15 protein-coding genes and 1 tRNA gene are annotated in these 13,691 nt (G+C 64.6%); 11 read left to right on the forward strand and 5 right to left on the reverse strand.

What is annotated here, in order from left to right:
• Nucleotides 1–10 precede the first annotated feature (10 nt).
• The 6 genes from secG to A9974_RS23950 all read left to right on the forward strand — a co-directional run bounded on the left by secG (nucleotide 11) and on the right by A9974_RS23950 (nucleotide 5,603).
• Entirely contained in the window at nucleotides 11–508 is a 498-nt protein-coding gene (gene secG, locus A9974_RS23925) for a preprotein translocase subunit SecG (RefSeq protein ID WP_183006695.1), read from the forward strand.
• A 152-nt stretch (nucleotides 509–660) separates the two neighbouring features.
• A complete protein-coding gene (locus A9974_RS23930) occupies nucleotides 661–1,602 on the forward strand; it encodes a LysR substrate-binding domain-containing protein (protein WP_183006696.1) in 942 nt (313 codons plus the stop codon).
• Between the two features lie 81 nt (nucleotides 1,603–1,683).
• Nucleotides 1,684–3,081: a VOC family protein gene (locus A9974_RS23935; protein WP_183006697.1), complete on the forward strand. Its 1,398-nt coding sequence runs from the start codon at nucleotides 1,684–1,686 to the stop codon at nucleotides 3,079–3,081.
• Nucleotides 3,078–4,253, forward strand: a complete 1,176-nt coding sequence (locus A9974_RS23940) for an alpha-hydroxy acid oxidase (RefSeq protein ID WP_183006698.1) — start codon at nucleotides 3,078–3,080, stop codon at nucleotides 4,251–4,253. Before A9974_RS23935 ends, A9974_RS23940 begins: the two co-directional genes overlap by 4 nt.
• A gap of 108 nt (nucleotides 4,254–4,361) precedes the next feature.
• Nucleotides 4,362–5,351: a tripartite tricarboxylate transporter substrate binding protein gene (locus tag A9974_RS23945; RefSeq protein ID WP_183006699.1), complete on the forward strand. Its 990-nt coding sequence runs from the start codon at nucleotides 4,362–4,364 to the stop codon at nucleotides 5,349–5,351.
• A gap of 167 nt (nucleotides 5,352–5,518) precedes the next feature.
• Nucleotides 5,519–5,603 (forward strand) — tRNA-Leu (locus tag A9974_RS23950).
• Nucleotides 5,604–5,736: 133 nt separating this feature from the next.
• On the opposite strand, the gene A9974_RS23955 is transcribed toward A9974_RS23950, so the two are convergent.
• The 4 genes from A9974_RS23955 to A9974_RS23970 all read right to left on the reverse strand — a co-directional run bounded on the left by A9974_RS23955 (nucleotide 5,737) and on the right by A9974_RS23970 (nucleotide 7,679).
• The gene (locus A9974_RS23955) at nucleotides 5,737–6,207 is read right to left on the reverse strand and encodes a Rid family hydrolase (RefSeq protein WP_183006700.1); all 471 of its coding nucleotides are present in this window, start codon (nucleotides 6,205–6,207) and stop codon (nucleotides 5,737–5,739) included.
• 80 nt (nucleotides 6,208–6,287) lie between these two features.
• Nucleotides 6,288–6,869: a TetR/AcrR family transcriptional regulator gene (locus A9974_RS23960; RefSeq protein ID WP_183006701.1), complete on the reverse strand. Its 582-nt coding sequence runs from the start codon at nucleotides 6,867–6,869 to the stop codon at nucleotides 6,288–6,290.
• Nucleotides 6,870–6,973: 104 nt separating this feature from the next.
• Nucleotides 6,974–7,279 (reverse strand): cupin domain-containing protein, encoded by a 306-nt coding sequence (locus A9974_RS23965; protein ID WP_183006702.1) that lies wholly within the window; start codon nucleotides 7,277–7,279, stop codon nucleotides 6,974–6,976.
• A 97-nt stretch (nucleotides 7,280–7,376) separates the two neighbouring features.
• Nucleotides 7,377–7,679, reverse strand: a complete 303-nt coding sequence (locus tag A9974_RS23970; protein WP_183006703.1) for a hypothetical protein — start codon at nucleotides 7,677–7,679, stop codon at nucleotides 7,377–7,379.
• Nucleotides 7,680–7,885: 206 nt separating this feature from the next.
• Between A9974_RS23970 and A9974_RS23975 the strand changes: the two genes are divergently transcribed.
• Nucleotides 7,886–8,806 (forward strand): OmpA family protein, encoded by a 921-nt coding sequence (locus A9974_RS23975; protein WP_183006768.1) that lies wholly within the window; start codon nucleotides 7,886–7,888, stop codon nucleotides 8,804–8,806.
• Nucleotides 8,807–9,046: 240 nt separating this feature from the next.
• Complete coding sequence (locus A9974_RS23980; RefSeq protein ID WP_183006704.1) at nucleotides 9,047–9,646, forward strand: nitroreductase family protein; 600 nt, start codon at nucleotides 9,047–9,049, stop codon at nucleotides 9,644–9,646.
• Nucleotides 9,647–9,730: 84 nt separating this feature from the next.
• Here A9974_RS23980 and A9974_RS23985 read toward each other — a convergent pair whose 3' ends face one another.
• Nucleotides 9,731–10,180, reverse strand: a complete 450-nt coding sequence (locus A9974_RS23985; RefSeq protein ID WP_183006705.1) for an Lrp/AsnC family transcriptional regulator — start codon at nucleotides 10,178–10,180, stop codon at nucleotides 9,731–9,733.
• A gap of 189 nt (nucleotides 10,181–10,369) precedes the next feature.
• On the opposite strand from A9974_RS23985, the gene A9974_RS23990 reads away from it, so the two are divergent.
• From A9974_RS23990 to argE, 3 genes are read left to right on the forward strand one after another with little or no spacing between them, the layout of a single operon-like run.
• Nucleotides 10,370–11,164, forward strand: a complete 795-nt coding sequence (locus A9974_RS23990; protein ID WP_183006706.1) for an aldolase/citrate lyase family protein — start codon at nucleotides 10,370–10,372, stop codon at nucleotides 11,162–11,164.
• A 49-nt stretch (nucleotides 11,165–11,213) separates the two neighbouring features.
• Nucleotides 11,214–12,413 (forward strand): pyridoxal phosphate-dependent aminotransferase, encoded by a 1,200-nt coding sequence (locus A9974_RS23995; protein ID WP_183006707.1) that lies wholly within the window; start codon nucleotides 11,214–11,216, stop codon nucleotides 12,411–12,413.
• A 57-nt stretch (nucleotides 12,414–12,470) separates the two neighbouring features.
• Nucleotides 12,471–13,661: an acetylornithine deacetylase gene (gene argE, locus A9974_RS24000; protein WP_370539678.1), complete on the forward strand. Its 1,191-nt coding sequence runs from the start codon at nucleotides 12,471–12,473 to the stop codon at nucleotides 13,659–13,661.
• The last annotated feature ends 30 nt before the right edge of the window (nucleotides 13,662–13,691 follow it).

Genomic DNA, 13,691 nt, shown 5'->3' on the forward strand with positions numbered 1-13,691 from the left:
GGAGTCTGTAATGCCCTTGATGCTTAAACTTCTGCTGGCCGTCCAAGTGATTTCGGCGCTGGCTATCATCGTGCTGGTCCTGCTGCAACAGGGCAAAGGCGCCGACATGGGGTCCGCTTTCGGTAGCGGCTCGTCGGGCAGCCTGTTCGGTGCCACCGGCGCGGCCAACTTCCTGTCGCGCGCCACCAAGTGGGCCGCCGTGGTCTTCTTTGCTTCCACCGCCGGCCTGGCTTATGTCAGCCACAAGGGCACGGGCGCTGCCGCCGTCGATAGCGGCGTGATGCAAAGCTTCCCGGCCGACCGTTCGGTTCCGCAAGTGCCGGGCGCTGCGCCTGCCACGCCGGGTGCGTCGTCCGTCCCGGGCGCATCGTCCGTCCCCGGCGCCTCGTCCGTCCCCGGCGCTTCGTCGGTTCCGGGCGCTGCGCCGGCACCGGCCGCCCAGCCTGATGCTTCCGTCCCGACGGCGCCCGCCGCTGGCGGCAAGCCGGCTGAAACGCCCGCGAAGTAAGCCTCTGGCATTCCGAAAAAGGCCGGCGCATGCCGGCCTTTTTCATTGGCGCGGGCGGCCATGGCCCGAGCGGGCTGCGATAATGCGCGGATGCGGCGGCAGGCCTGTTTGACGGCCCGCCGGCCGCGCAAGAGGCACTACGGACCGGCCCCATGGAAAAGCGTTTGATGCCATCGATGATGGCGCTGCAGTGTTTCGAGGCGGTGGCGCGGCACATGAGCGTGACGCGCGCCGCCGAGGAACTGCACATGACCCAGAGCGCGATCAGCAAACAGATCGCGCAGCTCGAGGCGCTGCTGCGCAATCCGCTGTTCCTGCGGGTGCGCAGGCGCCTGCAATTGACGCCGGCGGGGGCGTTGTACCAGTCCGAGGTCCGGGCCATCCTGAATCAGGTGGATATGTCCTCGCGCTACATCCTGACCTACGGCAGCGAAACCCAGGTCCTGACCATCGGCACCCAGCCCACCTTCGGCGCGCGCTGGCTGATTCCGCGCCTGCAACAGTTCATGGCCGCGCATCCGGATATCCAGCTGAAGGTCCGCAGCGAAACCCGGCCGTTCGACCTGATGCAGGCCAAGATCGACATCTCATTTTTCTTCGGCCACGGCACCTTGCCGGGCGCGCAGTGCCGTGAGCTGTTCGGCGCCGAGGTGATTCCGGTGTGCGCACCGGGCTTGCTGCCCGGAGACAAGGTGTCCAGCTTGGAGGCATTGAGCGGCCAGACGCTGATCCAGTGCGCCTCGCGCCCCGAGGCCTGGCACGACTATTTTTCGCACCAGCAGTTCCAGTCCGACCGCAGCTATCACGGCCCCCAGTTCGACACGTTCTATATGTGCGTGCGCGCGGCCGAAGGCGGCTGCGGCATCGCCCTGACGCCCAGGCTGTTGGCCGAAGAAGAACTGCAGGCCGGCAAGCTGGTGATTCCCTGGGGCTACGTGCAGCCCAGCGACGGCGCCTATTTCGTGGCCTATTCCGAGCATTCGGCCGAAGTCCCGAAGATCAAGCAGTTCGTCGCCTGGGTCGAACGGGAAGCCGCGCAAAAGCGCGGCCGTGACGCCCGGCGCACGCGATCCATGAAAAAAAGGACTGATTAAGCCGATTTTTTTCATTTGATTGCCCTCGCCGGGCATGATTTCATGCGGGCCATCCTTGTTTATCGATGTGCCGAGTCCGCCATGAGTCAGAATTTCGTCAACCCGGATCAGATCCGCGCCTGGTTCTCCCGAGCCATGTCCGACATGTACAAGTCGGAAGTGCCCTTGTATGACACGCTGCTGGACCTGGTGGCCCAGGTCAATGCCAAGACGTTGGCCGAGCAGCCCGAGCTGTCCGCGCAACTGGCGCGCACCGGTGAAATCGAACGCCTGGACATCGAGCGCCACGGCGCCATCCGCGTCGGCACGGCCGAAGAACTGGCCAACATGCGCCGCGTGTTCGCCGTGATGGGCATGCAGCCGGTGGGCTACTACGACCTGTCGCCGGCCGGCGTGCCGGTGCATTCGACCGCTTTCCGCGCCACCCACGAGGCCGCGCTGCAGGCCAGCCCGTTCCGCGTCTTCACCTCGTTGCTGCGCTTGGAGCTGATCGATGACGTGGCCTTGCGTGAAAAAGCCGCCCGCATCTTGGCCGCGCGCCAGATCTTCACGGACTGTGCACTGGAACTGGCAGCCCGTTTTGAAACGCAGGGCGGTCTGAACGACGCCGACGCGCGCGAATTCGTCGCCGAGGCGTTGCACACCTTCCGCTGGCACAGCGAAGCCACCGTCAGCCTGGATGACTACCGTGAACTGCACGGCCAGCATCGCCTGATCGCCGACGTGGTGGCCTTCAAGGGCCCGCACATCAACCATTTGACGCCGCGCACGCTGGACATCGATGAAGCCCAGGCGGAGATGCCGCGCCGTGGCGTGGCGGCCAAGGCCGTCATCGAAGGCCCCCCGCCACGCAAGTGCCCCATCCTGCTGCGCCAGACCAGCTTCAAGGCGTTGGAAGAGCCGGTGTGGTTCACCGGTACGGATGGCCAGGCCGCGGTCGGCAGCCATACCGCGCGCTTCGGCGAGATCGAGCAGCGCGGCGTGGCCCTGACCCGCAAGGGCCGGGCCCTGTACGACCAGTTGCTGGACCTGGCGCGCAGCCGCATCAGCGGCGCGCCCAACGAAGGTAACGCGGCGGCCTACATGCAGAATCTGCAGGAATGCTTCGCCACGTTCCCCGACGACTACGCGCAATTGCACGACCAGGGGCTGGCGTATTTCCGCTATTTCCTGACCGGCAAGCAAGGCGCCGAACCGGACAGCGACCTGCGCGCGCTGATCGAGCAGGGCTATATCCGCTTTGAACCGCTGGTCTACGAAGACTTCCTGCCGGTCAGCGCCGCGGGCATCTTCCAGTCGAACCTGGGCGACAAAGCCCAGGCCGAGTACGCCCAGAACGCCAGCCAGACCGCATTCGAGCAGGCGCTGGGCGCGCCCGTGCAGGATGAGCTGGCGCTTTACCAGGACACGCAGGACCGTTCGCTGGCCGCCTGCCTGCAGGCGCTGGGCGCCCGAGCCGGTACGCCGGTGGCCGCATGAGCCGACTGGACCGCTGCCTGTCGGTGCGGGACTTCGAGCGCGAGGCGCGGCGCATCATGCCGCGCTGCGTCGAAGGCTACGTCTGCGGCGGCACCGAAGACGGCGCATCGCTGCACGAGAGCCTGCGCGCCCAGCACGACATCGGCTTCAAGCCGCGCGGCCTGCGGGTGGTGGATCAGCGCAGCAGCCAGGTCAGCCTCTTTGGCGAGCAATACGCCATGCCGGTGGGTTTTGCGCCCACCGGCTTCTCGGCCATTGTCATGCATGAATGCGACCTGGCGCTGGCGCGCGCCGCCCAGGATGCCCATATCCCGTTCATCATCAGCGGCGCGTCCAGTGTGCCGCTCGAACGCCTGCAGGAAGCCACCGGCAAGCGCTGCTGGTACCAGGCCTACCTGCCCGGCAACACCGACCGCATCGCCAAACTGCTGGACCGCCTGCGCCGCGCCGAGATCCCGGTACTGGTGGTGACGATCGACACCTGTGTCGGCGCCAACCGCGAGAACCTGCAGAAACTGGCTTTCACCGTGCCTTTCAAGCTCAGCCCCCGCGTGGTGCTGGACGGCATGCTGCATCCGCGCTGGAGCCTGAATGTCTTCGTGCGCACGCTGCTGGGCAGCGGCGTGCCCCGGTTCTCGAACCTGTACGAAGACATCGGCCCGCCCATCACCCAGGACCCGCCCAACGGCTTTCGCGGCGAACGCGACAAACTGTCGTGGGACCACATCCGCTGGATCCGCCAGAACTGGCCCGGCAAGCTGGTGCTCAAGGGCGTTATGCACGCCGACGACGCACGGCTGGCCCATGAGGCCGGCGCCGACGGCGTCATCGTGTCCAACCATGGCGGGCGCCAGCTCGACGGCTGCATTTCACCCTTGCAGGCGCTGCCCGGCGTCGTGGCGGCCGTGCCGGCCGGCTTTCCGGTCATGGTCGACGGCGGCTTTCGCCGTGGGTCCGATGTGCTCAAGGCCGTGGCCCTGGGCGCAAGCATGGCCTTTACCGGCCGTCCCCAGCTGTTCGGCGCGGCAGTCGGCGGCAACGCCGGCATCCGCAAGGTCACCGAGATCTTCCGCAGCGAGATCTCGACCAACATGGCGCTGCTCGGTTGCGGCTCGCTGGCCGACGTCACGCCGGACCTGATCGCGCCGATGCGCGTGGCTTGCCCCGCCTAGGGGCAAGCCGTCGCGATGCGGCGCCCGGGCAGGGCCGCCCCGACCACAACAAGAAAACAGGCGCGCCGCCGCGTGGGCGCCGATTCCATTTTTTCGACAGGAGGAGACATGAAGAACATCTATTCGAAGCTGGCTGGCGTGGCCGCGGCGATCGCGTGCGCCGTGAGCACACCGGCCCAGGCCCAGGCAAGCAACTACCCGTCCAAGCCCGTCCGGCTGGTTGTGGGCTATGCCCCTGGCGGCACCACCGACATCAGCGCCCGCATGATCGCCGACGTGCTGGGCAAGGAATTCGGCCAGACCTTCGTGGTCGAGAACAAGCCGGGCGCCAACAGCAACATCGGTGCGGAAACCGTGGCGCGCGCGCCCGCCGACGGCTACACCCTGTTCGTGGGGTCGATTTCCACCGCGATCAACCAGTCGCTGTATTCCAAGATGTCGTATGACGCGCTCAAGGACCTGGACGCCGTCGCGTTGTTGAACGTGGTGCCCAACATCCTGGCGGTCAACGCCAATGTGCCGGTCAAGTCGGTGCAGGAATACATTGCCTACGCCAAGAAGAACCCCGGCAAGCTGACCTGCGCGTCCCCAGGCAACGGCTCGTCGGCGCACCTGGGCTGCGAGCTGTTCAAGATGAAGGCCGGCATCGATATCCTGCACGTGCCGTACCGCGGCAGCGGCCCGGCCGTGGCCGATCTGCTGGGCGGCCAGGTGGACTCCATCTTCGATAACCTGCCGCCGCTCTTGCCGCACGTGCGCGCCGGCAAGCTGACGGGTCTGGCCGTCACCACCGCCAGCCGTGTGCCGTTCGCCCCGGAAATTCCCACCATTGCCGAATCCGGTCTGCCGGGCTTTGACGTGGCGGCCTGGTTCGGCCTGTTCGCGCCTGCGGGCACGCCGCCGGAAATCGTCCAGAAAGTGAACGCCGCCATCAACAAGGCGCTGACGTCCGACAGCGCCCTGGCCGCGAACTATCAGACCAACGGCTTCCTGATGCCGCCGCCACCCAACACGCCGCAAGCGTTCAAGGCCTTCATGGAGAGCGAAACCCGGAAATGGGGCGAGGTCGTGAAGGCGACGAACCTGCAGATCAATTGATCGGGTAGGGCGGGGGGCTAGAGCCCCTCGCCTGGGTAAGCGGGTATTCGGAATGGGGATTCCGGTCAGGCTTCGCCGGGCTGGCCCCAGTCCGGTTGCCAAGATTACGGATTTGCGTGTTAGAATGTTCGACTTTCCAGGAAAGCACGCCTTTTCTGGTTGGATTTGCCGACGTGGTGAAATTGGTAGACACGCTATCTTGAGGGGGTAGTGGCGAAAGCTGTGCGAGTTCGAGTCTCGCCGTCGGCACCAGGAATTCCTCGTGAAAGTCGCAAGATGACTGTCACAAGATAAGAGGCCCGCTGAAACGAAAGTTTCAGCGGGCCTCTTGCTTGTGGCGCGCGGGCTTGGGAAGGCGCCGGTTCTGTTCGACTGGCGGTCCTATTCAGTTCCGCCCAGGCGTATAGGCCGTGGCCTTGATTTCCACGATGCCGCCCGGTGGATTGAGCTGGGCCACGCCCAATTCGACGGCCGCCGGATAGGGGGCGCTGAAGAATTCGTCTCGAACCCGGGCGATGGCCGCCAATTGGCCGTTCTTGTCGAGCGCCAGGTGCGCGCTACCGAAAACATGGAACATCTGCAGTTCGGTCACGTCGTCCAGGTGCGCGCCGCAGGCGGCCAGCAGATGGCTGATCTGCTCGAACACATGGCGCAACGCATCGCAGAACGCAGCCTCGCCCATGGGTTCGGCCAGCGGGTTGCTGACGACGATCCCCGAGAGCAAGACAAAGTCGCCGGCGCGCCGGGCGGGGGCGTAATGGAACTGCGCCACGTCCGATTCGAGGCTGGCGGGAATCGCGACCATGCCCGTGCGGGTGGGAACGATGCGGGTATCAGGGGCGGCCAGATCAATCATGGGGGCTTCTTCCGTAGCGGATAGGGGGGAACGGGCCAATGAGCCCGTGTTTGGGTGCAGCCTGGGGCGATCTTGCGGGGTTACAGCGCCGCCAACGTGCCTTCGACGACATCTTGCAGAAAGGCGCGATCCGGCATGGATTGGCCCAGGATGCGCAGCCCGTAGTAGCTGGCCAGGAAGGCGCGGGTCACTTGCGCGGGCGGCTGGTCGGCACGCAGTTCGCCGGTGCGCTGGCCGGTCTCGATGACGTGGCGCAGGGCGGCTTCCAGCTGGTCGACATAGGCACGGTTGATCCTGTCGATCGCCGGGTCCTTGCTGCTGCGTTCCATTGCGGAGAACAGCGCCATGCAACTGCGCCGATTCGCCGGGTCGAGGTCGTCGTCCATGCCCCACTGCAGCAGCGCGCGCAGCTTGTCCTTGGCGGAGCCAGGCGTCGAGAGGGTGCCGGCTTGCGTTTGGATCGCTCGTTCCTGGTAGCGGCGCAACGCCATTTCGTAGAGGTGCTGCTTGCTGCCAAAGGCATGGTAAAGACTGCCGCGGCCCAGGCCCGTGCGTTCGCACAGTTCCTGCGTCGAGCAGGCTTCGTAGCCATTGCTCCAGAAAACCTGCATGGCGGCGTCTATGACGGCGTCGTCGTCATATTCCTTCGGTCTTCCGCTCACGGCTTTGATCCTGCGATGTCGATTCAGGCTGGATTAAATCAATATTGTACCGATCAGTCAACAATTGGCGGTGTTTGATCGGACCGGCCGGCCCGCCAGCCGCGTCAACTTTCGATCGGGTCGATGATCATGAGCACGCCGTGGCTGCCCTGGGCAACGGCGTGCGCGATGCCGGCGGGCGCCAGATACATGTCTCCCGCGGCCACGTCGATGTCTTCGCCTTGCACGCACAGGCGCAATACCCCGCTGATGACGATGAGCGCCTCGTTGTAGTCGTGGGTTTCCGCCGGCGACGCCTGGCCGTCCATTTTCAGGACCTTGATGTTGCAGGCGCCGGCTTGGGCGAGCACCCGGGATTTCCAAGTGTCGGGCAGGTCGCGGGCGATGTCGGCGAGATTGAGCAGGGGCATGGCGGGATGCGGATGGAAAGTAGGCGTAATGGTAAAGGCCTGCAAGCGTAGCGGCCTGCTCGGAGGCCGCACGGCATCTGGCCGTGCGGGTCAGCTGTCAATTCAGGTGGCGCCCGAACGCGATGAGGGAGACCACGAAGGTCACCGCGCCCACGGCCGCCCATGCCGCCGCCCGTTTTGCCAGCAAGGCGTTGCGGCTCATTCCCAGCAGCAGGGTCACGAGCGTCCAGAGCCCCGTGAACGCCAGCAACGCCAAGGTGTAGACGAAGTTCGACAGGTCGTAGCTACCGCCGCCGATGGACGGATAGCCCGAACTCTTGGGCAGGAGCAGATAAACGAGCGGGCCGGCGACCAGCACAAACACGGCCAATCCAATCTGAAATCCGCGGTCTTTCAGCATGGGTATCCTTGCGTGTGAAGATAACGCAGTCTGCCGCCATTTTGGCACGCCCTCGGCTTGCGGTTTAAAGCCCCCGATGCATAATGGCCGTCATTCGCCGCTGACAACCTGCGGTAACCGGTTCATTTTTCGAAATTCGCTTACAGGAGTCTCCGAACGTGACGGTACGCACGACCAGAACCACGCTGTTGGCGCTGCTGGGCGCCATGCTGTTGTCCACCGCGCTGCCGGGCCATGCCGAAGATGTGGCTGGCTCCAAGGACCATCCGCTGCTCACGCGTTTCAAGGGCGCCGAGATCCGCGCCTATCAGCAGCTGGATTATGACGAAGCCGTCATGCCCGACCGGCCCATCGAGCAGGAGTCCGAGGCCAAGACCCTGGACCGGGAGGGCAAGATCACCCGTATCTCGTATCGCATCGACGGCACGAAGTCCGCACTTGAGGTCTATCGCAATTACCAGAATGCGCTGCAGACCGGCGGATTCAAGACCGTGTTCGAGTGCAAGAACGACGAGCAATGCGGCGGCAGTTTCCAGTCCTTCGTCATCAACAGCAATAAGGTGCGCCCGCCGGGCCAGGGCGACGCGAGCTTTGGCGGCAAGTACTACGCGGTGCTGGCCAAGAAGGAAGCGCCGACGGGCGATGTCTACGTGTTCCTGGACGTGATGCAGGACGAATCCAACAAAATCACGCCGGTCTTCCTGCAGGTGGTCGAAACCAAGCCCATGCAGACGGGCCAGGTCAGCGTGCTGGATGCGACGGCGATGGAAAAGGCGCTGGCCGAATCCGGTAAGGTCGCCGTCTACGGGGTGTATTTCGATACCGACAAGGCCGAGGTCAAGGCGGAATCGAAGGCCGCGCTGGACGAAATGGGCAAGCTGCTCAAGGCCGACCCCAAGCTCAACGTGTACGTGGTGGGTCACACCGACAACCAGGGCAGCCTGGCCGGCAACCTGGATCTGTCGCAGCGGCGCGCGGACGCGGTGGTCAAGGCGTTGACCGCGTCGTACCAAATTCCCGCCGCGCGCCTGTCCGCCAAGGGCGTGGCTTCGCTGGCCCCGGTGGCCTCCAACAGCGCCGAGGACGGCCGCGCCAAGAACCGCCGGGTGGAGCTGGTCACTCAATAGGCTGGGACTTCCGCCGGATAGACGTGACGCCCTGTGGCCGGGCTTGATCGGCCACAGGGTGGTTCGTCTGAAATACCCGTGCGGTGCAAGTAAACCGCCCTTATTCGCTACAAAACTGGAACAGTTTGTTCCGGCAAAAATCCCGCTTTTCTGGTCTGAACCGGTGGTCGCCAACATCCTCGGCCAGTAGAATTTGCTCACTCGTTACCCCTCTATCTACTAGTCGAAAGGCATATCCTCATGAGCAACGCATATATCGACGCACTGAAGAAGCGCCGCACGCAGTATTCGCTGGGTCGCAACCTGACCGCCTCGAAAGAGGAACTGACGACCCTGATCCAGGACGCGATTAAGCACAGCCCGTCGTCGTTCAACTCGCAGAGCTCGCGCGCGGTGATCCTGTTCGGCGCCGAAAGCGACAAGCTCTGGAACCTGGCCATTGAAGAAGTGCGCAAGGTGGCCCCGGCCGAAGGCTTCGACAAGACCGAAGCCAAGCTCAAGAGCTTCGCCGCCGGCGTGGGCACTGTGTTGTTCTTCGAAGACCAGGGCGTGGTGCGCGGCCTGCAAGAGAAGTTTGCGCTGTACGCCGACAATTTCCCGGTGTGGTCCGAGCAAGCGGGCGGCATGGCCCAGCTGTCGGTCTGGAGCGCGCTGGCCAACGCCGGCGTGGGCGCCAGCCTGCAGCACTACAACCCGCTGATCGACGATGTCGTCGCCCGCGAGTGGAACGTGCCGGCCTACTGGAAGCTGCGCGCGCAGATGCCGTTCGGCTCGAACGAAAACGGCTTTGGCGAAAAGGCCTTCATGGACGACGCCGAGCGTTTCCGCGTATTTGGTTGATACGGTGCACGCCGGGCGCCCGCCGCCGGGCGTCGCCCATCAAACCCGCATGGTCCCGCAAGGGCGATGCGGGTTTTTTTCTTGCTAGGCCAGCGGCAGCGAAATTGCTTGTCCGGCGCCCTTGACTTCCTTCAGGACGAAAGAGGTGTAGACCTCCTTCACGCCGGGCAGTGCACCCAGCACGTAGCGCGTCAGGTCACCGAAGGTGTCCAGGTCGCGGGCGATCACCGTCAGTTGGTGGTCGTAGCGGCCCGAGACGCAATGACAGGTCAGGACCTCGGGAACGTTGCGAATGGCGTCTTCGAATGCCTTGACGTGTTCAGCGCCCTTCTTGTCCAGCGAAATCCACACGAAGGCGGTGACACCGAAGCCTAGCTTTTTTACGTCGACATCCGCACGGTAGCCGCGGATGACGCCGTCGTCTTCCAGCCGTTTGACCCGGCGCCAACAGGGCGATGGCGTGAGCGAGACCCGGTCGGCCAATTCCGCGCTGGACAGGCGTCCATCCACCTGCAACGCGGCCAGAATCTGCATGTCTGTGGGATCAAAATTCTTGTTTTGCACGATTCGTCGAAGAAATTGAAGTTAACCGTTAAATCATTCTAAATTTTTACACATAACGGCTAAAAATCACGAAATTTCTTCAGTCGTTCACAGATATCTTTGTCGAACTTGAACGGGGTTTGCGCACCCCGAAAAAAAGATCGATCAAGAGGAGCCGCTGTGAAGAATCCGAATCCTGTCCGCCATGCCTTGCTGACACTTACTCCCACCGAAGGCTGCTGGCTGACCCTGGCCAGTCCCGCCGTCGCCGAAGCCATTGCGCATTGCGGTTTTGACTGGCTGGTGGTCGACATGGAGCATGCGCCCAACGACGTCGAGAGCACGACGGCGCAGTTGCGGGCAATCGAGGCGGCCCGGGCGCATGGTGCGGCGACGCATGCCGCAGTGCGGGTGACGGCCAATGATGCGGTGCTGGTCAAGCGCGCCATGGACTGCGGTGCGCAGACCATCGTGTTTCCGAACGTGGATACGGTCGAAGACGCGCGTCGCGCGATTGCGTCCATGCACTTTCCGTCCAATGGCAATGCCGGCACGCGGGGCGTGGCCGGGTTGGTGCGCGCGGGGCGGTATGGGCAGGACCCCGCCTATGTGGCAGAGGCGAACGGGCAGGCCTGCGCGATCCTGCAGATCGAGTCTGCAGAAGCCATACGCAATATCGACGCGATTGCCGCGCTGCCGGGCGCGGATTGCTTGTTCATCGGCACGGCCGACCTGGCGGCCAGCCTGGGCCACCTGGGCGACATGACGCATCGCGCCGTGGTCGACGCCGTGGGAAGCGTCATGCAGGCTGCACGGACCCATGGCAAGGCGGTCGGCATTTTCGCCAACAGCGCTGAGGAGGCGGCCAGCTACCGCAAGCGCGGCGTGCAGTTCATTGCCTTGCACTCCGATGTGGCGTGGCTGGCGCGCGGCGCCCGGCAGGCCAGGGCCCAATTCGCGGCGGCTTGCGGCTGAGCGGCGGCCTTGTTCCGACCGATTTCCTATTCTTCTGGCAGATTTTCCGATGACAGACACCCTTTCTCCCGATACCTTTCCGGGCGCCCGGACCGCCGTGCGCAGCTTGCGATCTTCGCAGATCCGGGAGGTGGCCAACGCGGGTTTGGGCCAGCCCGACGTGCTGCCCTTCTGGTTTGGTGAACCGGATGAGCAGACACCGCAGGCGTTCCGCGATGCGGCCATTGCGCACATCGCCTCCGGCCAGACTTTCTACGTGCAGACCTTGGGCACGCCGGCTTTGCGTGAAAGCCTGGCCGCTTATGTCAGCCGGCTGCATGGCCGCCGGGATGTCGACAACATCGCGGTCACCAGCTCGGGTACGTCAGCGCTGATGACGGCGGTGCAGGCGCTGGTGGGCAATGGCGACCATGTCGTCGCGGTAACCCCGCTGTGGCCCAACCTGGTGGAAATGCCGAAGGTGCTGGGCGCCCGCGTGACGACCGTGGCGCTGGAGTTTTCCGAATCCGGCTGGCGCCTGGACCTGGATGCGCTGCTGCGGGCCCTGACCCCGGATGTGCGTGCGTTGCTGGTGAATTCGCCGAACAATCCTACCGGCTGGGTGCTGTCCGCCGATGAGCAGCGCACGGTGCTGGCGCACTGCCGCAAGCACGGCATCTGGATCATCGCTGACGACGTCTACGAGCGCTATTACTACGATGGGGCGGCGGCGCCCACGTTTCTGGATATCGCCCACCCCGACGACCGGGTGGTCAGCTGCAATTCCTTTTCCAAGGCCTGGCTGATGACGGGATGGCGCATTGGCTGGCTGACGGTGCCGCGATCCTTGCTGCCCGAGATCGGCAAACTGATCGAATACAGCAACACTTGCACGCCGGGTTTCGTGCAGACCGCCGCGCAATGCGCGCTTGAACAAGGCGAACCCGTTATTGCCCGCACCGTGGCACGCCTGCGCACCGCGCGCGACCACCTGGCATCGCGCCTGCTGGGCGTGCCCGGCGTAACGCTGGCGGGCAGCGCGCCCGGCGCCATGTACACGTTCTTCCGGATCGATGGCGTGACGGACAGCCTGGGATTCTGCAAAGACCTGGTCGTGCGCGGCGGCCTGGGCTTGGCGCCCGGCGTGGCTTTCGGACCCGAGGGCGAGGGCTATCTACGGTGGTGCTATGCCAGCGTGCACGAGCGCCTGGACGAAGGGGTGGAGCGGCTGTCCCGCTATCTGGCGCGGCATCGGGGCCAGGCGGATTGATCAACCCTTGATCGGCCGGCTCGCCCGCAGGCGTATCGTGCCGGCTTTCCATTTTGGATGCGACCCATGATGCCTTCAGATCTCCCCCTTTCGCTGCCCTGGATCGACCGTCTGGTGCGGTTCGACACCACCAGCCGACTGTCCAACCTGGGACTTGTCGAAGCCGTGCGCGATCATCTGGCCACAGCGGGGCATAGCCCCCGGCTGTTCCACAATGCAGATCGGACCAAGGCCAATCTCTTCGTCACGCTGCCCGCGCACGATGGCGCCACGCAAGGCGGCATCGTGCTGTCCGGGCATACGGACGTGGTGCCCGTCGATGGCCAGGACTGGAGCAGCGACCCGTTCATCCCCGTCGTGCGGGACGGCCGGCTGTATGGCCGCGGCGTGTGCGACATGAAGGGTTTCATCGGCGTGGCGTTGGCCATGTTGCCTGTCTTCGCATCGCGGCGGCTGCGGGTGCCGCTGCACCTGGCGTTCAGCTATGACGAGGAAGTAGGCTGTCTGGGCGCCGACGCGATGCTGCGCGAGCTGGCCCGGATCGGCATACGGCCGGACAGCTGCATCGTGGGAGAACCCACCGAAATGCGGGTGATCTCGGCGCACAAGAGCAGCAACCTATATCGCTGCACGGTGCACGGCCACGCCGCGCATTCGTCGCTGACGCCGCACGGCGTCAATGCCATCGAGTACGCAGCCCGGGCGATCTGCCATATCCGGGACATGGCGGACAGCCATCGCCGGAGCGGCCCGTTCGATCGTGATTTCGAGGTGCCATTCACCACGGCGAACACCGGTCTGATCCGCGGCGGCTTGTCGGTGAACACGATTCCGGACCGGTGCCAGTTCGAATTTGAATTCCGCACCATCCCGGGCGTCCTGGCGGCGGACGTCATCGGTGGGCTGCGCGGCTACATCACTGGCGAATTGCGCGAGCGTATCAAGGCCGAGAACCCGGCGGCGGATATCGAGCTGGAAGTATTGGCGCAAGTGCCGGGCTTCGACACTGCGGCGCAGGCGGAAATCGCCAGGTTGGTCCAGGCGCTGACCGGTGCGCGGACCATGGAAAAGGTGGCCTATTGCACCGAAGCCGGCCTGTTCCAGCGGGCAGGCATGACCGCCGTGGTGTGCGGCCCGGGCAACCTGCAGCAGGCGCATCGCGCCGACGAATATGTGGACCTCGACCAGATCCGCGTCTGCGAGCGGTTCATGGAAAAGCTTGCCGATCACTTGCAAATGGCCGACTGAACAGGCCGACGCGTCATCAACTCAATAAAC

This window comes from Achromobacter sp. UMC71 (assembly GCF_014170305.1).
In the GTDB taxonomy this organism is placed as follows: domain Bacteria; phylum Pseudomonadota; class Gammaproteobacteria; order Burkholderiales; family Burkholderiaceae_B; genus Achromobacter.